General features: G+C 70.6%; 13 protein-coding genes. 7 read left to right on the forward strand and 6 right to left on the reverse strand.

What is annotated here, in order from left to right; genetic code table 11:
- The first annotated feature begins 121 nt into the window (after nucleotides 1-121).
- From ACWFRJ_RS00630 to ACWFRJ_RS00640, 3 genes are all read left to right on the forward strand, one after another.
- Nucleotides 122-1,141 (forward strand): LacI family DNA-binding transcriptional regulator, encoded by a 1,020-nt coding sequence (locus tag ACWFRJ_RS00630; RefSeq protein WP_453523465.1) that lies wholly within the window; start codon nucleotides 122-124, stop codon nucleotides 1,139-1,141.
- Nucleotides 1,142-1,236: 95 nt separating this feature from the next.
- A complete protein-coding gene (locus ACWFRJ_RS00635) occupies nucleotides 1,237-2,469 on the forward strand; it encodes an alginate lyase family protein (RefSeq protein ID WP_453523468.1) in 1,233 nt (410 codons plus the stop codon).
- Between the two features lie 283 nt (nucleotides 2,470-2,752).
- Nucleotides 2,753-3,685, forward strand: a complete 933-nt coding sequence (locus tag ACWFRJ_RS00640; protein WP_453523470.1) for a LysR family transcriptional regulator — start codon at nucleotides 2,753-2,755, stop codon at nucleotides 3,683-3,685.
- On the opposite strand, the gene ACWFRJ_RS00645 is transcribed toward ACWFRJ_RS00640, so the two are convergent.
- The 4 genes from ACWFRJ_RS00645 to ACWFRJ_RS00660 all read right to left on the reverse strand — a co-directional run bounded on the left by ACWFRJ_RS00645 (nucleotide 3,650) and on the right by ACWFRJ_RS00660 (nucleotide 9,020).
- Nucleotides 3,650-5,053 (reverse strand): MFS transporter, encoded by a 1,404-nt coding sequence (locus tag ACWFRJ_RS00645; RefSeq protein WP_453523473.1) that lies wholly within the window; start codon nucleotides 5,051-5,053, stop codon nucleotides 3,650-3,652. The genes ACWFRJ_RS00640 and ACWFRJ_RS00645 overlap by 36 nt on opposite strands.
- Nucleotides 5,050-5,520 carry a nuclear transport factor 2 family protein gene (locus ACWFRJ_RS00650; RefSeq protein ID WP_453523475.1) on the reverse strand — a complete coding sequence of 157 codons (471 nt, stop codon included), beginning with the start codon at nucleotides 5,518-5,520 and terminating at the stop codon, nucleotides 5,050-5,052. The genes ACWFRJ_RS00645 and ACWFRJ_RS00650 overlap by 4 nt, the downstream gene beginning before the upstream one ends.
- Before the next feature lie 32 nt (nucleotides 5,521-5,552).
- Nucleotides 5,553-6,449, reverse strand: coding sequence for an alpha/beta hydrolase (locus ACWFRJ_RS00655; RefSeq protein WP_453523478.1), 897 nt, complete (start codon nucleotides 6,447-6,449; stop codon nucleotides 5,553-5,555).
- Nucleotides 6,450-7,118: 669 nt separating this feature from the next.
- Nucleotides 7,119-9,020, reverse strand: coding sequence for a rhamnogalacturonan lyase (locus tag ACWFRJ_RS00660; RefSeq protein WP_453523481.1), 1,902 nt, complete (start codon nucleotides 9,018-9,020; stop codon nucleotides 7,119-7,121).
- A 220-nt stretch (nucleotides 9,021-9,240) separates the two neighbouring features.
- Between ACWFRJ_RS00660 and ACWFRJ_RS00665 the strand changes: the two genes are divergently transcribed.
- The 4 genes from ACWFRJ_RS00665 (at nucleotide 9,241) to ACWFRJ_RS00680 (ending at nucleotide 13,488) form a co-directional block, all read left to right on the forward strand.
- Nucleotides 9,241-10,959 (forward strand): RNA polymerase sigma factor, encoded by a 1,719-nt coding sequence (locus ACWFRJ_RS00665; RefSeq protein ID WP_453523483.1) that lies wholly within the window; start codon nucleotides 9,241-9,243, stop codon nucleotides 10,957-10,959.
- A gap of 161 nt (nucleotides 10,960-11,120) precedes the next feature.
- Nucleotides 11,121-11,654: a SigE family RNA polymerase sigma factor gene (locus tag ACWFRJ_RS00670; protein ID WP_453523486.1), complete on the forward strand. Its 534-nt coding sequence runs from the start codon at nucleotides 11,121-11,123 to the stop codon at nucleotides 11,652-11,654.
- Nucleotides 11,654-12,529 carry a hypothetical protein gene (locus tag ACWFRJ_RS00675; RefSeq protein ID WP_453523489.1) on the forward strand — a complete coding sequence of 292 codons (876 nt, stop codon included), beginning with the start codon at nucleotides 11,654-11,656 and terminating at the stop codon, nucleotides 12,527-12,529. Before ACWFRJ_RS00670 ends, ACWFRJ_RS00675 begins: the two co-directional genes overlap by 1 nt.
- Before the next feature lie 116 nt (nucleotides 12,530-12,645).
- Nucleotides 12,646-13,488: a pectate lyase gene (locus tag ACWFRJ_RS00680; RefSeq protein WP_453523491.1), complete on the forward strand. Its 843-nt coding sequence runs from the start codon at nucleotides 12,646-12,648 to the stop codon at nucleotides 13,486-13,488.
- A gap of 66 nt (nucleotides 13,489-13,554) precedes the next feature.
- Here the strand turns inward: ACWFRJ_RS00680 and ACWFRJ_RS00685 are convergent, their stop codons facing one another.
- Both ACWFRJ_RS00685 and ACWFRJ_RS00690 read right to left on the reverse strand, forming a co-directional pair.
- The gene (locus ACWFRJ_RS00685) at nucleotides 13,555-14,655 is read right to left on the reverse strand and encodes a pectinesterase family protein (RefSeq protein WP_453523494.1); all 1,101 of its coding nucleotides are present in this window, start codon (nucleotides 14,653-14,655) and stop codon (nucleotides 13,555-13,557) included.
- Nucleotides 14,655-15,929 (reverse strand): pectate lyase family protein, encoded by a 1,275-nt coding sequence (locus tag ACWFRJ_RS00690; RefSeq protein ID WP_453523496.1) that lies wholly within the window; start codon nucleotides 15,927-15,929, stop codon nucleotides 14,655-14,657. The genes ACWFRJ_RS00685 and ACWFRJ_RS00690 overlap by 1 nt, the downstream gene beginning before the upstream one ends.
- Nucleotides 15,930-15,948: the final 19 nt, after the last annotated feature.

The following is a 15,948-nucleotide window of genomic DNA, read 5'->3' on the forward strand; positions in this document are numbered from 1 at the left end:
CGCTTCGACATGCCTATGGACAGCACATGGGTGTCCCTCTAGGGTCGAGGTGGCCCCAAGTCGAAGCGCTTCGCCACCGCCTCACGATCTGTCGATCCGTCGATCTGTCCGGGAGAGCTGAATGGTCACCCTTGCCGAGGTCGCCCACCACGCCGGAGTCTCGGCCAGCACGGTGAGCTACGTACTCAGCGGCAAGCGGTCCATCTCCGCCTCCACCAAGGACCGCGTCGAACAGTCCATCCGCGAGCTCGGCTACCACCCGAACGCCGGCGCCCGCGCCCTGGCCAGCAGCAAGTCCAACATCATCGCGCTGATGGTGCCGCTGCGCACCGACATGTACGTGCCGGTGATGATGGAGATAGCCATCGCCGTCGCCACCACCGCACGCACCCACGGGTACGACGTGCTGCTCCTGACCGGCGAGGAGGGACCCGAGGCTGTCCGCCGCATCGAGGGCAGCGCGCTCGCCGACGCGATGATCCTGATGGACGTGGAGCTGCACGACGAGCGCCTGCCGCTGATCCGCGAGATCGCCCGGCCCGCCGTCCTCATCGGCCTCCCCGCCGACCCCACGGGCCTGACCTGCGTGGACCTCGACTTCGTGGCGACCGGCGCACAGTGCGTCGAGCACCTCTCCGGGCTCGGCCACCGGGACATCGCCGTCATCGGCGAGGCGCCCGCCGTGTACGAGCGGCACACCGGGTTCGCCGAGCGCACCCTGGACGGGCTGCGCACACGGGCCCGGGAGCTCGGCCTGCGGGTGCTGCACCGGCCCTGCGAGGGGACGTACGACGCGCTGGCCGCGACCCTGTCCCGGATCTTCGACGAGCGCCCCGGCACCACGGGGTTCGTCGTGCAGAACGAGTCGGCGGTGGAGCCCCTCCTGAGCCTTCTGCGCCAGCAGGGCCGCGCCATCCCGGAGGACGTCTCCGTCATCGCGATCTGCCCCGACCAGGTCGCCACCCAGGCCTCGGTGCGCCTCACCTCCGTCGCCATCCCCGCACAGGAGATGGGGCGGCAGGCGGTGGAGCGCGTCGTCGCGAAGCTCCGGGGTCAGGGTGTCGATGAAGTCGCGCTGATCGCGCCGGAGTTGACGGTCCGAGCCAGCTCGGGCCCAGGTCCGGGTACCGCAAAGGGCTGACGGGAGGCCCGAGCCCGGCGGTTTCTGTTATCGGCGGCCACCTGCCGCGTCTCCTTGGTGAACGCACCCCTCGTACGTTTCAAGGAGCCCTCCCCATGGGTCAGGACAACAGGCATCGGTTCAGCCGTCGCGGCATGCTCAAGGCCTCCGGCGGTCTCGTCGCCGCGGGCGCGGTCGGTGGCGCCGCCACCATCGCCCTCACCGACGAGAAGGCGGACGCAGCCCCCACGGCCTTCGCCCACCCCGGCATGCTGCACAACGCGGGTGACCTCAACCGCGCCAAGGTGAGGGTCGCCGCGGGCGCCGCGCCCTGGACACCCGGCTGGCAGAAGCTGACCGCCAACGCGCTCTCCGCGGCCACCTGGAAGGCCAGTCCCCGGGATGTCATCATCCGCGGCGGCACGGGCCAGAACTACCCCACCCTCTACCGAGACATCCACGCCGCCTACCAGAACGCCCTGCGCTGGCGGATCAGCGGCTCTGCCGCGCACGGCGACACCGCGCGCGACATCCTCAACGCCTGGTCGGCCACGCTCACCCAGGTGACGGGCAACGCCGACCGCTTCCTGGCCGCCGGGATCTACGGCTACCAGTTCGCCAACGCCGCCGAACTCATGCGCGGCTACAGCGGGTTCGACCTCGACCGGTTCAAGACGATGCTGCTCAACGTCTTCCACCCTCTCAACGACGACTTCCTGAAGAACCACAACGGCGCCTGCATCACCAACTACTGGGCCAACTGGGACCTGTGCACCATGGCGTCGGTCATGGCGATCGGCATCCTGTGCGACGACAAGCCCAACTACGACCGTGCGGTGGAGTACTTCAAGAACGGCGAGGGCAACGGCGCCCTCAAAAAGGCTGTCCCCTTCGTGTACGACGCCGAAGGCCTCGCCCAGTGGCAGGAGTCGGGCCGCGACCAGGGCCACACCGTGATGGGCATGGGCCTGATGGGCGCGATCTGCGAGATGGCCTGGAACCAGGGCGACGACCTCTACGGCCACGACGACGACCGGTTCATGAAGGCCGCCCAGTACGTCGCCAAGTACAACCTGGGCCAGGACGTGCCGTTCACCAAGTACACCTGGGGCACGGGCCAGAACTGCGCCTACCGCGAGCAGACCGTCATCTCCGAGGCGGGCCGCGGCCAGGCACGGCCGGTGTGGGACCTCCTCCACTTCCACTACGCGCGCCGACGCAGGCTCTCCGTGCCCTACATCACCGCCCTCGCGGAGAAGGCGCGTCCGGAGGGCGGCGGCGGTGACTACGGTCCCAACAGCGGCGGGTTCGACCAGCTGGGCTTCGGGACGCTGCTGTACGCGAAATGACATGCTCCTCGGGCAGAGGCCCGAGGAATCCGGCCTCCCCTCACCGGATGCTGTGCCGCTTCGCGGCACGACGTTCGGTGGGGGATTCCGCGGCTTCCTCCGTACGAGGGCGAGGGGGCGAGGAGCATGTTCCTCTACGCTGTGCGCCAGCTCGAACGTTCTGACCTCCGTGTGCCAAGCTCGGATGACCCGACTCGCGCGAGGTCTTCGTGCATCCGCTCCATGAGGGCGACTGTCGCGCCAGGTGGCAGCGGAGCGTGTGGCGTGGCGTGGTGGAGGTCTGGTGGAGCGGTACGAGATCGAGACGCTTCTGGCGTTGGCCGAGGAGCTGCATTTCGCCCGGACTGCGGAGCGTCTGCACGTCTCGCCCGGCCGGGTCAGCCAGACGATCAAGGCGCTGGAGCGTCGTATCGGCGGCGCGCTCTTCGAACGCAGCAGTCGCCGCGTGGAGCTCACCCCGGTCGGCCGGCAGCTCCGCGATGACCTGCTCCCCGCGTACCAGCAGATTCAGCGGGCTCTCGCCGACGCCGCGGCCGCCTGCGCGGACATCCGTGGGGTGTTGCGCGTCGGCTTCACCGCCCCGTGGTCCGGCAAGCTCCTCGCGCAAGCAGCGGAGGCCTTCTCAACCCGTCATCCCCTCTGCTCGGTCGAGCTCCAGGGGTCGACGTACAGCACCCCGATCAGGGCACTGCGCCAGAAGGACGTCGACCTGGTGATCGCCGAGACGCCTGTCGAAGAGCCCGGCGTCGTCGTGGGACCGGTGCTGTTCAGCGAGCGTCGTGCCCTCGTGGTGCCCGCAGCCCACCCTCTGGCGGCGCGTGAATGGGTGTCGCTGGAGGACCTCGCCCTGCTTCCTCTGATCACGGCACTCGGCGTGTCCCGCGCGTGGCACGAGGCATTCTTCCCGCGTCGTACGCCGCAGGGGAAGGCTATCGAGCATGGCCCGACCGCATCCGACTGGGAGGGGGTGCTGTCGCTGGTCAGCGCAGGCGAAGGGGCTACGGTCGCTACCGTCAGAGTGGGGCAGTACCACGCCTGGCCGGACATCGCCTACGTTCCGTTCGCCGACGCGATACCCGTCGAGTACGCGCTGATGTGGCGGGACGAGGGCCGAGCAGCCGGGCTTCAAGCGCTCATCCGCACGGTCCTCGACCTCGCCCCGCAGCCGACCAGCGAGTCCCTATACGGCCGTAGCCCGCAGACCGGCCCGCTGTAGCGTCAGCGTTGCCCCCACTGTCAGGGCGAGCCCGGCCGCCGCGAGCAGTACGCTCCACCGCATCCCGGCCAGGAACGTATCCGCGGCTGTCAGCAGCGCACCGTACACCGCCACCGCGATGGCCCCGCCGACCTGGCGGGCGGTGTTGAGCACCGCGCCCGCGGTGCCCGCCCGCTCCGCGGGCACGGCATCGAGCAGCATCGCGGTCAGCGCGGGCACCGCCAGCGCGCCGCCGAGTCCGACCGGCACCATCAGCAGCGCCACCGTCCACACGTCGGTGTGCGCGCCGACCGAGGTCAGCGCCACCAGTCCGGCAGCGCCTACCACCTGCCCCGCCACTATCGGCAGTCGCGGGCCGAACCGGGCGGCCAGCTTCGCCGAGCCCAGGTTCACCACAGCGACCAGGGCCGTCATCGGAATGAACATCAGGCCCGCGTGCAGCGCGGACTGCCCACGCTCCTGCTGCAGATAGAGACTGAAGACGAACACCCCGCCGTAGTAAGTGGCGTTGAGCATGAATCCCACCAGCAGGGACACCGCCACCACCCGGGACCGGAACAGCGCCAGCGGCAGCATGGGGGATGCGCCTCGGGCCTGCGCGGCGAGGAAGCCGATTGCGCAGGCCCCGGCCACCAGCAGCGACGCCACCACGGCCGGTCTGCCGAATCCCTCCGCGCCGCCCTCGATGACGCCGTACGTCAGCCCACCCATCGCCAACACCGCCGTCACCTGCCCGACAAGGTCGAGACGCGCGGGCAGCCGCGGTGAGGCCGGCACCCGCGTGAGCAGCGCGAGGGCCAGCACACCGGCCGGCAGGTTGACGAAGAAGATCCACCGCCAGCCGACGGACGCGGTGAGCGCCCCGCCGAGCACGGGACCGGCCGCCACCGCGACCGCGCCGCCCACGGTCCATATCGCGATCGCCCGCGCCCGCTGGGCCTGATCAGGGAAGTTCTGCCGGACCAGAGCGAGGGACGCGGGCATCATCACGGCCGCCGCGGCACCCTGTACCAGCCGCGCGGCCACCAGCACGCCGAGCCCGGGCGCGAGGCCGCACGCCGCCGAGGCCAGCGCGAACAGCACAAGGCCGGCGCCGAAGGCCCGCCGTGCCCCAATGCGATCGGACAGCGCGCCCGCGGACAGCATCAAAGCGGCGAACATCAGCGTGTATCCGTCCACCACCCACTGCAGGCCGGACATGCCGGTGCCGAGGCTGCGTCCGATGTCGGGCAGCGCGACGGTGACGATCAACGCGTCCAGCGAGATGAGGAAGAAGCCCAACAGGGCCGCGCCGAGCACCACCGCGGATCCGCCACGGGCGGCGGATGGCGGCGACACGGCAAGAGGCGTAGGAGCGGAGGAGGTCATCGTCGGCCGGCTGCCTGCGCGGGAAGGTCCCTGTTGCCGTCGCCCCAGGTCGCGGTCATCACCACGGTGTCGATCAACCAGCGATCGCCGGTCCGGGCCAGCTCCCACCGGTATGCGCCGCCGAGCGTCCACAGCGGCGCCCCGTGGGCGGTGGCCAGGCGGTGGGTGGCCTGGAAGGAAGCCGTGCACACGGCACGGTCTCCTTCGAGCTCGACGAGCTGATTGGCGAGCAGGTGGTGGGTGGCGTCGTAGCCGCCGAGCGTGGCCGCCCAGGCGTCGACGATCTCCTGCGGGGTGAGCTGGGCCGGCTCGCCGCCGTTCAGACTGGTGTAGTCGAGCAGCACCTTGTCGGCGAACAGGCCACGCAGCTGCATCCATTCGCGGCGGTCCGCGTGCACGGCCATGCGGGTGCAGGTCTCGGCGACGATGCGCTTGGCCTCGTGCTTGGCCTCAAGTAGCTCGGGCATAGCAGGTGTTCTCCTGTCGGCAGTGGGGGTGTTCACAGGGTGCGGGCGAAGTGCTCGGCCGCCGCGTCCGCGGCAAGGCCGACCTGTGGCGCCTGGTCGTAGAAGTCGAACTGGACGCCTTCGGTCCAAAGGATGTTCCGCTCTCCCATGAGGTTGTCGTGGAAGCGGCGGGCGCCGTCCGGGATGGCGGCGTCCTCGCTGTGCACGAGCAACGCGGGCACGGTCACTTTCGCGGCGAGCGCGACGGCGTCGAAGTCCAGCCACTCGGACCAGGCCATCACGGCATAACGGTTGGGCCACTGCGGGATCCCGCCGCGTTCCGGGTTGAGGTAGAAGTCGATGTCGAAGGGCATGGCCGCGTCCGGATCGCTGCCGCTGACCGCCGGCACATAAGCGACTTCCCCGCTCGCCTCGTACCGCCGCCGAGCCGCGTCCGCCGCCGCCTTCTTCGCGGCAATGCCCTCCGCCCCGCCGTAGTTCTCCTCGCAGATACGGCGGTCGTGCAGCCACGGCGCCACCAGTGCCAACGACCCCACCCGTGCGTCCTCGACGGCGAACGCGCTCGCGTACATCGCCCCGGCGCACACCCCCAACGCGCCCAGTCGCCCGCCGTCCACCGCCGGATGGCCGGTCAGGAAGTCCGCGGCGGCGTGGAGATCACGGGCCTTCAGCTCCGGCGACTCGTAGTCGCGCGGCTCGCCCTCGGACTCGCCGTATCCGGTGAAGTCGAACGCCAGCGCCGCATAGCCGCGCCGGGCCAGCTCCTCGGCGTACCGGTCGGCCATCTGCTCCTTGACGCTGGTCCATGTTCCGGCAACCACGACGCCCTGTACCGGCGCGGCGTCGGGGCCGGCGGTATCGGGCAGAAAGAGGTGGCCGGTGAGTTTGGCCGCATCGCTGACGAAACGCACCTTTTCACGCAGGGGCATGGCAGGACTCCTTGGAAGGCAGATGTGCGGCGTGCCGGGATCGACCGCCGAGAGAGCCGACGGATGAGCGCGCGGCGCCCGGCGCACCTCATCCACCAGCGCATCCACGCTGACATCCGAGATCTCCTCGAACAACGCCCAAGGTGTAAGGGCAGGTTGAGCAGGGCTAAACCATCCTGCCGGTCGACGACTCCCGGAATCAGGAACCGGAACACGTGCCCCTCTTGCCTCATGACGGCCGGTCTGAATGACGGCCGGTCTGAGCCCGCTTGTATTGCTGCCGGTGGTGACAGCCCGCAGTCCTTCATCGGTCAGCCTGCGCCGGAGGCCGCGCAGAACACGCCGTCGTGGATGCGCAGGGCCGGACAGCTGGGGTGCAGGACATCGGGTGCTCGTGCACTTCACAGATGTGCTGGGCGCGGCGGTGAAGGCGGAACATCTCGGGGATGCGTACAGCCTCGCCACCCGCGCGTACGCCCGACCCGGCACCGCGCAGGTCAGACGCCCCTGCCGTAAGCACACGTCAACACGCAAGGCCAGCAGCACAAGACGCTGAACAACAGATCTCCCCAGAGCATCCCCAGCGCTCTGAAATCATGAGGTCGGCGGCCGCGCGAGCCCCTCGCGCAGCCGCCCTGCCGCGTCAGTTCGGAAGGCTATATGCCCAGCTCAGGGGGTGGACACCACCGGACGCGGTGCCTTCGCCATGCCGGAGCCGATGAAGAAGCTCGGGTGCGGGGGCTGGTTGTAGGCCGTATTTTGCCAGGCAAGCGCCGTGCGGTACTGGATGTCGTGGAGCAGCGTGGTGATCTTCGTGTTCGTCTCGTGCGGGGTGGAGTAGATCCGCAGCGCCTTGTTGTCCGCGGTGCGCCACACGACCTCCTCGCGCCAGTCGCCGAGGATGTCGCCGGAGAGCGCGGGGGTCGCCTTCGTGCCGTTGTTGGACGCGACGGACGCCCCGGTGAGCAGACGGGTCTCGCCGCCCGTGCCGTACTTGTCGATCCGGGTGCCGTCGAGGAGCTCGCGGGTGGTGTCGCCGTCCCACCAGTTCACGAAGTTGACGCTGGACGGCTCGCGGCCGACCGACGCCCCGGACGGCGAACGCAGGGTGCTGTCCGCCGCGGACCACGACTCGGCGCCGGGGGAACCCGCGTAGATGTCGGCGGACACGCCCCGGCCGTTGTCGGAGCCGGACGCCGTGGTCCACAGGCGCTGCCCCGTGCGGGCGTCGGCCATCCAGGAGCCAGGCTTGGAACTGTCCTCGGACACCTTGAAGTACTCCAGGCCCGCGCGCGAGGGATCGAGATCGCCGACGTGCCCGGCGTCGCCGTGCCCGAGCTTCGTCGTCCACAGCCCGCTGCCGTTGTCGTCGACGGTCATCGCGCCGTAGACGATCTCGTCCTTGCCGTCGGCGTCGACGTCCGCGACCGACAGACTGTGGTTGCCCTGACCGTCGTACCCCTTGCCGGTGTTCGTCGACGAGTTGGTGTCGAAGGTCCAGCGCCGGGTGAAGGCTCCGTTCCGCCAGTCCCAGGCGGCGATGACGGACCGCGTGTAGTAGCCGCGCGCCATGATCAGGGAGGGCCTGCTGCCGTCGAGGTAGGCGGTTCCGGCGAGGAAGCGGTCGACACGGTTGCCGTAACTGTCGCCCCAGCTGGAGACGGTGCCGCGCGCCGGGACGTAGTCCACCGTGTCGAGTGCGGCGCCGGAGCGGCCGTCGAACATGGTCAGGTACTCGGGCCCGGCCAGGACGTAGCCGCTGGAGTTGCGGTGGTCGGCGGACGAGCTGCCGATCACCGTGCCCGCGCCGTCCTTCGTGCCGTCCGCCGTCTTCAGGGCGACCTCGGCCCTGCCGTCACCGTCGTAGTCGTACACCTGGAACTGCGTGTAGTGCGCGCCCGAGCGGATGTTGCGGCCCAGGTCGATCCGCCACAGCCGGGTGCCGTCCAGCTTGATGCCGTCGATGACCGTGTTGCCGGTGTAGCCGGACTGGGAGTTGTCCTTGGCGTTGGTGGGCTGCCACTTCAGTACGAAGTCCAGGGCGCCGTCCCCGTCGAGGTCACCGACGGACGCGTCGTTCGCCTCGTAGGTGTACGCCACGCCGTCCGGGGTCGTGCCCCCTGCGGGCGGCGTGATCGGCACGTCCTTGTATCCGGCGCGGAACTGCACCGCGTGCACGGAGTCGCCCTGCTCGGCGCCGTCGACCACCGCGCGCACGGTGTAGTCGGCACTGTTCGGCGCGCCCGCGTGGAAGTAGTTCGTCGAGCCGGTGACCGGCGAGGAGTTGACCTTCGTACCCCCGCGGTAGACGTTGAAGGCCACCTCGTCGTCATCGGTGCCGAGCCAGCGCCAGCTGACCAGGTTCCCGGCGTCGGTGTGCACGCTGACCACGCCCCGGTCGAGCGCCTCGGCCTGGCGGGTGGTCGCCGCCGACGAGGTGGACGACAGGGCGATGAGCCCACCGGCGGCGAGGGCGCCCGCGACGACGGCGGTGAGCAGGACCCGGCCGCGGGTGCGCCGTGCTCTTTTGCCCCTGCGGCGGCGGGGTTCGGTGTACGGGTGCTCGGGCATGGGGCGCTCCTGCGGGGAGAGGGACAGTGCCTCGGCTGTGTCGCCGCGGGGCGCGCGAAAGGTTGCCGCCTGTACGGCTCCATCTGTATGACTCCGTCGCCCGGAAATTTTCTGTTATCCGCGGCGCCCTCCGTACGTCTCCCCTCATGGCCTGGTCAGGTACAGTTCCCGGCCCGCCGACGGGGGGCCGGACAGAGGGACCCGAAGGAGTGGAACAGCGGTGGAAGAGCCCCGGACACGCGGTCTGGCCGAGGCCGCGCGCGCCGGTGACCGGCACGCACTCGACGAGCTGCTCACCGCGCATCTGCCGCTGGTCTACAACATCGTCGGCCGGGCGCTCGACGGCCATCCGGACGTCGACGACATCGTGCAGGACACCATGCTGCGCGTGGTCCGCTCCATCGCCGAACTCCGCGACCCGGACGGCTTCCGGTCCTGGCTCGTGGCCATCGCCATGCACCGGATACGGGACCGGGCGCGCGCCGCCCGGTCCCGGCAGGCCGTGCCCGCATCGGCCCTGGAGCACGAACCGGCCGACCCCGACGGCGACTTCGCGGGCCTGACCGTGCTGCGCCTCGGCCTCGAGGGGCAGCGCCGCGAGGTCGCCGATGCCACCCGGTGGCTCGACCCGGAGGACCGGGAACTGCTCTCGCTGTGGTGGCTGGAGGTCGCGGGCTCGCTCAGCAGGCCCGACCTCGCCGAGGCGCTCGGCCTGACCCGGCAGCACACGGCGGTACGGGTGCAGCGGCTCAAGGAGCGCCTGGAAACGGCCCGTTCCCTCGTACGTGCCCTCGACGCACAGCCGAGGTGCGCCGCGCTCGCCGAGGCCGCCGCGGAGTGGGACGGGCGTCCGGGGTCGGTGTGGCGCAAGCGCATCCTGAGGCATCTGCGCGGCTGTCCGTGGTGCGGTGGCACGGCTGACGACACCGTACCGGCGGAGCGGCTCCTCGCCGGCCTCGCGCTGGTGCCGATCCCGGCGGGGTTCGCGCTGCACGCGCTGGCGGAAGTGCTCGGCGGTGGCACGGCTCAGGCGGCCACGGGGGCGGCCGTCGGGGGACAGGCCGCTGCCGCCGACCCGGTAGGCCTGACCGGCCACATCCTCCAACTGCTCGGCAAGCCCGCGGTCGCCGCCACGGCAGGTCTCACCCTCGTCGCGGGCGGCGCCTACGTGGTCCACGACCACCAGGACCCATCGCGCCCGCCCCACGCGGCAGCCCCGACCCCGAAGACGAGCGCGTCCACCACTCCGGCGACCACGCCGCCCGCCGCATCCCCGAGGCCGAGCCGCACACCCAAGAAGCCCGCCGCCAAGCCCAAGCCCAAGTCGAAGAAGCCCGCGCCCCGTTACGGCAGCGTCATCGACAAGGCCGAGCCCGCCCCCGACCCGTCGGCCCGCCCCGGCCCCCTGCCGCACCGCCCGGAGACCGGCCTGACCAGCTCGGCGGGGCCGAAGGCGGTGATGGTGCACCGAGGCGACACCGTCACCCTGCGCGGGCGCGGCTACGCGCTGGTCCGCTGGCAGATCATGCCCGGTGAACGAGCAGGTGCCCTTGTCATGCCCACCTGGACCGGCCTGAAGGGCAAGCTCTTCCATGTCGCCTCCGGCGGCGGGCGGCGCATGGACGACCAGATACCGACGGCGACCGACCGGCCGCACACCTGGATGGGCTCACCGGACACCGGGTTCACCGTGCTGCCCGAGGGCGCTCAGCAGATGTGGCAGAACGAGTTTTACTATGTGGACGGCGAAGTGACTTTCCGTCAGAACGAGCGTGGCGCCGACTACAACCTCATCGTCCAGCCGACGGACCGGGCTACGGTGACCGGCGACATCACCCAACCCCCTGACCCCGCACGAGGGGTGGTGCGCTACGGCTACGTACGGGACACCGGCACCGACGCGGCACCGGTCCCGCAGTACGTGAACCGGGCCGGATGACCCCATACCGCCTGGCTCGGGCCTTGGCTCAGACCTGCCTGGAATCCCGGACGTTGTTCGATGTATCGCACAGACGTTGCTATGCTCGCGCACCGCGCTTCGGCGGCACGGGGCCACCAGCGCGCGTGCAGAGCCGCGCAGGCACAGGAAAGAGGTCACCCGTGGGGACAGCCGTCGACGACGCAGCCGCCGCGGAGTTCCATGATTTCTTCGAGCGGCACTACGCCGAACTGGCGCGCCTCGCCCACATGTTGACCGGTGAGAAGGACGCCGCCGACGACCTGGCGGCGGACGCCCTGGTCGCTCTCTGGCACCGCTGGGACCGGGTGCGCGCCGCCGACCATCCGGCCGCGTACGCCCGTGGCGTCGTCGCCAACATGGCGCGCACCCGCATCCGCAGCGCCGTCCGGGAGCGCCGCCGTGTGGCCCTGTTCTGGGGGCAGCGGACGGAGGGCGTCGACGACCCGGACGTACCCGCGGTCGTCGATGTCCAGGAGGCGTTGCGTACGCTGCCGTTCCGTAAGCGGGCCTGTGTGGTCCTGCGGCACGCCTTCGACCTGTCGGAGAAGGACACCGCGCTCACGCTCGGCATATCGGTCGGTACGGTGAAGAGCCAGACGTCCAAGGGAATGGCGGAGCTGCAACGGCTCCTCGGGGAACTGGCCGCGTCTCAACTCGTGGGAGGGAGGCAGTGATGGACGACGTACGCAAGCACCTGCACGATGCCGCGGCCGAGCACCGACCCGACAGGGAACGGATGCTCGCCCGGATCGAGCGCGGCATGGAGCGCGACGCCGTCGACCCCGGTGTCCCGTCCCGCGGCAGGCTGCCACGGCCCGCCCCCTGGCTGCGGATAGCCGGCGCGACGGCCGCCGTGGCCGGAGTCTTCGCGCTCGGCGGATACGCCGTCGCCTCCGTCGTCCAGGGCGGCGATCCGCCGCCCCGCACCGTGGGCACACCCGCCGCCCCCGAATCGCCGTCCGCGCCGAGCCCCTCCGCCTCCGCGCCGGACGACGAGAACGCCAAGCCGAGTTCACCCGCCGAGCCCACGCACCCGTCGGGCAAGGCCACCAAGGGCACGCCGGACAGGGGCACGGACCAGGACGCGGACCGGCCGCCGAAGAAGTCCCAACCCCCGCCCTCCACCGGGCGCGTGGCGCCGGACGCCAAGAGCGTCGAGGACGGCTACCTCTGGAGCGACGGCTCCATCGACCCGCAGAGCAACGACTTCTGGGCGCAGAGCACTCTCACCTTCAAGACCGGTAAATCCCTCACCGCGCTCACCGTCGAACTGAGTGTCGCGCAGACCGGCGGTGTCGCCGACGCGGGCAACTGGCGTTCCCTGCCCGCCGACGACTTCACCGTCTCCGTACGCGAGCAGGGCGGTGAGCTGGTCTACCGCTGGACGCTGAAGGCGGGCAGGACCGTCCCCGCGGGGGAGCACGTCTTCGCGGGCCAGTACAACCACGCCGAGGGCGGCAGGGACGCGGGCGAGGACACGTACGCGGCGGAGGCGACCGCGTCGGGCCAAAAGGCGGCGGTGCGCGGCGACTTCGCCCGCACTTCCTAGTTCGCAGGCGCTTCCCAGGCCGCCGCCGGAGAAATTTTCGGCAGGGCGGCAACCTTCCGCATCCGGGCGGAGACCAGCAGACGCAAGGTCATCCCCCCAGCGAAAGAGCGGTCCCCATGACCACGCAACGAGCCGAACTGCGCAAGAGCAGCAAGCGCCGCCTCACCCGCCGCCGCGTCGTGGGCGCGGCGGGCGGCGCCCTCCTCCTTACCGGCGCCACCCTGGGCGCCAACGTGCTGCTCTCCCCGGCGGGAGCAGCGACCGCGGCGGCCGCCTGGCCCACCCCCACCGGCGACAAGGCCGTCACCAAGACCATCGAGGTGTCCGGCACCTACGACGGCGGACTCCAGCGCTTCTACGGCAGCGGAGACCTCGGCGGCGACGGCCAGGAAGAGGGCCAGGACCCGATCTTCAAGCTGAAGGACGGCGCGGTCCTGAAGAACGTCGTGATCGGCAAGCCCGCCGCCGACGGCGTGCACTGCTCGGGCAGCTGCACCATCCAGAACGTGTGGTGGGAGGACGTCGGCGAGGACGCGGCCAGCTTCAAGGGCACCTCGACCAGCTCCGTGTACAACGTGACCGGCGGCGGCGCGAAGAAGGCCGACGACAAGGTCCTCCAGTTCAACGGCGCGGGCAAGCTGAACATCTCCGGATTCCAGGTATCGGACTTCGGCAAGCTGGTCCGCTCCTGCGGCAACTGCTCCAAGCAGTACAAGCGCACGATCACCATCAACGACGTGGACGTGACCGCGCCCGGCAAGTCCCTGGTCGGCATCAACACCAACTACGGCGACACCGCGACCCTGAGCAAGGTCCGCATCCACGGCGACAGCAGCAAGAAGATCAAGCCCTGTGTCCGCTACACGGGCAACTCCTCGGGCGCCGAGCCCGTCGAGACGGGCAGCGGCGCCGACGGCACGTACTGCAAGTACAGCGCGTCGGACATCAGCTACCAGTAGCAGCCCTCATACCCGGGCCACCAGTGACCGACCGGCCGGTCACTGGTGGCTCGCTGTGTCAGCGTGTCAGCGGTTCTTACGTGTAGGTGTCCAGTCCGTCAGATAGGCGGCGCGAGTCGCGGACCCGGCCTGGGCGCGGCTGAGTTGGGGACGGTTCGGAGGCACCGTGACGGCTGCCCCCGGGCCCGTGTTGCGGTACTCCGCGAACCGCTGGTCCTGCCACGGATAGGCGTCCCGCATGTTCGCGTACGGGGCCACCGCGTCGATGCCGTGCCCCAGGCGGGTCTCGCGCACCGTCAGCATGGGGCGGGCCGTCGTGTCCGAGCTGGGGACCCAGGGGCGGGCCAGCTTGTAGTACGCGTCCGGCGCGCCGCTCGTCACCCGGCTGCGGGTGACCAGGTAGCCGCGCGGGTTGGCGACGGCGGTGGACGGCGCGAAGACGAAGCCGTACGGAGCCGCTGCCAGGTCGCTCCGGGTGAGCGTGTGGAAGCGGCAGCGCTCGAAGACCGCGGTGGCACGGCCGAAGACGAAGTCGACGTCACCCTCCACGTAGCAGTCGCGGAAGTACTGGCGGGCGAAGGCACCCAGGTCCGCGGTGTCGGCGTAGAGGGTGTCCTGGTGGCCCAGGAATCGGCAGCCGAAGAACGCCGAGCGGTCGCCCGTCACCTTGAGGGCGACGGCCTGGGTGCCGGTGTAGTCGGGGTGGTCCGCCCGCAGCCAGTCGTTGGCGAACGTGAGGGCGTGCGCGGTGAAACCGGCGGCTCGCACGGTCGTGGTGGCCGAGCCGCTGGTGCCGTAGGTGCCGGACCCGTCGGGCTTCGGGGTGCCCGCTGCGTTGTCGTACACGATGACCGTGTCGCGCGGGTCGCCGCTCGCGCCGATGAGCGTGAGCCCGGCACTCGTCTCGGGCACGGTCACCGTCTCGCGGTACGTGCCCGGGGCGATGACCAGCGTCAAGGCGCTGCCGGAAGCGGCGTTCACGGCGGCCTGGACGGTGGTGTGGTCGCCGCGGCCCGCCGGGTCGACGTAGAGCGTCCGACGGGTGGGGCGGGGTCCGGCGGCGCGGGCGGGGAGCGCGGTGCCGAGGGCAAGGGCGGCGCCGGCACCCGCGCCCGTGGTGAGCAACGTACGTCGGCTGAAGGATAGGGGAGAGCGGTGCGAGGGCATCAGCGGACCCTGCCCGCGCCCGCGTCACGCTTGAGCAGTCCCGGCAGCTTGCGCGGGTCGTCCACCCGCGTCCGCAGGCTCGGCGTCCAGCCCGCACCCGACTGGAGGGTCTCCTCCGGGATCTCCGCGTTGTGGACGGCGATGAGATCGACGCGCTTGCCGTTGACGTAATTGGCGTCGGCGGTGACCGGCGCCTCCTTCCACTTCTTGAGGATCTTCCCCGCACCGACCCCGACCGGGAGGGTGAACGCGTTGTTCTGCGCGACGAGTTGGGACTCCTGACCGATGCCGAAGGAGTACTGATAGCCGCCCGCGGGGACCACGTAGTGGTTGTTGTACGTGTCGACCTGCCCGAAGCGGACACGCGGCGCCCGCTCGACGATGTCCCTGAAAACGTTGTGGTGCAGGGTGACCCGCAGCTTGCCCCGGTCGGTGGCGCCCGCGCTGTCGCTGTTGCCGATCATCAGGGTCTTGTCGTGGTCGGCGAAGACGTTCCAGGAGACGGTGACCAGGTCGGCGCCGCGTACGACGTCCAGTTCGCCGTCGTGCTGCTGGTAGATCTCGCCGTAGTAGGACGGCAGCGAACTGTCGGGGTGCTCGCCGTCGGTGAACGTGTTGTGGTCCACCCACACATGCGTCGAGCCGTAGACGACCATGCTGTCGTACTCGGAGTTCCAGGCCCCCGTGTCCCCGTCCGTGGGATCCCACTGCGGGAAGCAGTCGAGCGGGCTCTCCAGGGTGAGGTTACGGACGACCACGTTGTCCACGCCCTGGATCTGCAGGCTGCCGCCGACGATCCCTGCGCTCTTGCCGATGCCCACGATGGTCGTGTCGGCGGGGACGTACGCCTTGATCGCCGCGCCCTGCCGGGTCGCCGACGCCGCCCGCAGGTCCTCCTGCGCGCCGCTGACCGGCGTGTCGTACCCCCACACCGCGGGGTCGTAGTCGGCGAGGTACTGGTCGAAGTCGTAGCCATCGGCCTCGAACGCGGCGCAGCCATCGGCCGTGGCGTTCAGCGTGCCCTTGACCTTGATGATCCGGGGAGTGCCCGGGTCGGCCGCGAGCGCGGCGCGCAGCTCCTCCCAGGTGGTGACCGTGTAGGTGTGCGCGGCATCGGCCCGCGCGCCGCCGGTGGTCCCGCCGTCGGCGGACGCCCAGCCGTCGCCGCGCGGCAGCACGTCGCGTGCCCCCGCGGCAGACGCGGGTGCGCTCGTGACGGCCACGACAAGCGCGGTGCACCCCGCGAGCAGGGTGAGAGATCTGCGTACAGGCATCCTCGTCGTCCTCTTCTTC

The sequence above is a fragment of the Streptomyces sp. NPDC055239 genome, from assembly GCF_053606205.1.

Excerpts from the sequence above, each read along its gene's own strand:
- ACWFRJ_RS00630 (WP_453523465.1), top strand. The coding sequence starts at position 122 with ATGGTCACCCTTGCCGAGGTCGCCCACCACGCCGGAGTCTCGGCCAGC.
- ACWFRJ_RS00635 (WP_453523468.1), top strand. The coding sequence starts at position 1,237 with ATGGGTCAGGACAACAGGCATCGGTTCAGCCGTCGCGGCATGCTCAAG.
- ACWFRJ_RS00645 (WP_453523473.1), bottom strand. The coding sequence starts at position 5,053 with ATGACCTCCTCCGCTCCTACGCCTCTTGCCGTGTCGCCGCCATCCGCC.
- ACWFRJ_RS00650 (WP_453523475.1), bottom strand. The coding sequence starts at position 5,520 with ATGCCCGAGCTACTTGAGGCCAAGCACGAGGCCAAGCGCATCGTCGCC.
- ACWFRJ_RS00655 (WP_453523478.1), bottom strand. The coding sequence starts at position 6,449 with ATGCCCCTGCGTGAAAAGGTGCGTTTCGTCAGCGATGCGGCCAAACTC.
- ACWFRJ_RS00660 (WP_453523481.1), bottom strand. The coding sequence starts at position 9,020 with ATGCCCGAGCACCCGTACACCGAACCCCGCCGCCGCAGGGGCAAAAGA.
- ACWFRJ_RS00675 (WP_453523489.1), top strand. The coding sequence starts at position 11,654 with ATGGACGACGTACGCAAGCACCTGCACGATGCCGCGGCCGAGCACCGA.
- ACWFRJ_RS00680 (WP_453523491.1), top strand. The coding sequence starts at position 12,646 with ATGACCACGCAACGAGCCGAACTGCGCAAGAGCAGCAAGCGCCGCCTC.
- ACWFRJ_RS00685 (WP_453523494.1), bottom strand. The coding sequence starts at position 14,655 with ATGCCCTCGCACCGCTCTCCCCTATCCTTCAGCCGACGTACGTTGCTC.
- ACWFRJ_RS00690 (WP_453523496.1), bottom strand. The coding sequence starts at position 15,929 with ATGCCTGTACGCAGATCTCTCACCCTGCTCGCGGGGTGCACCGCGCTT.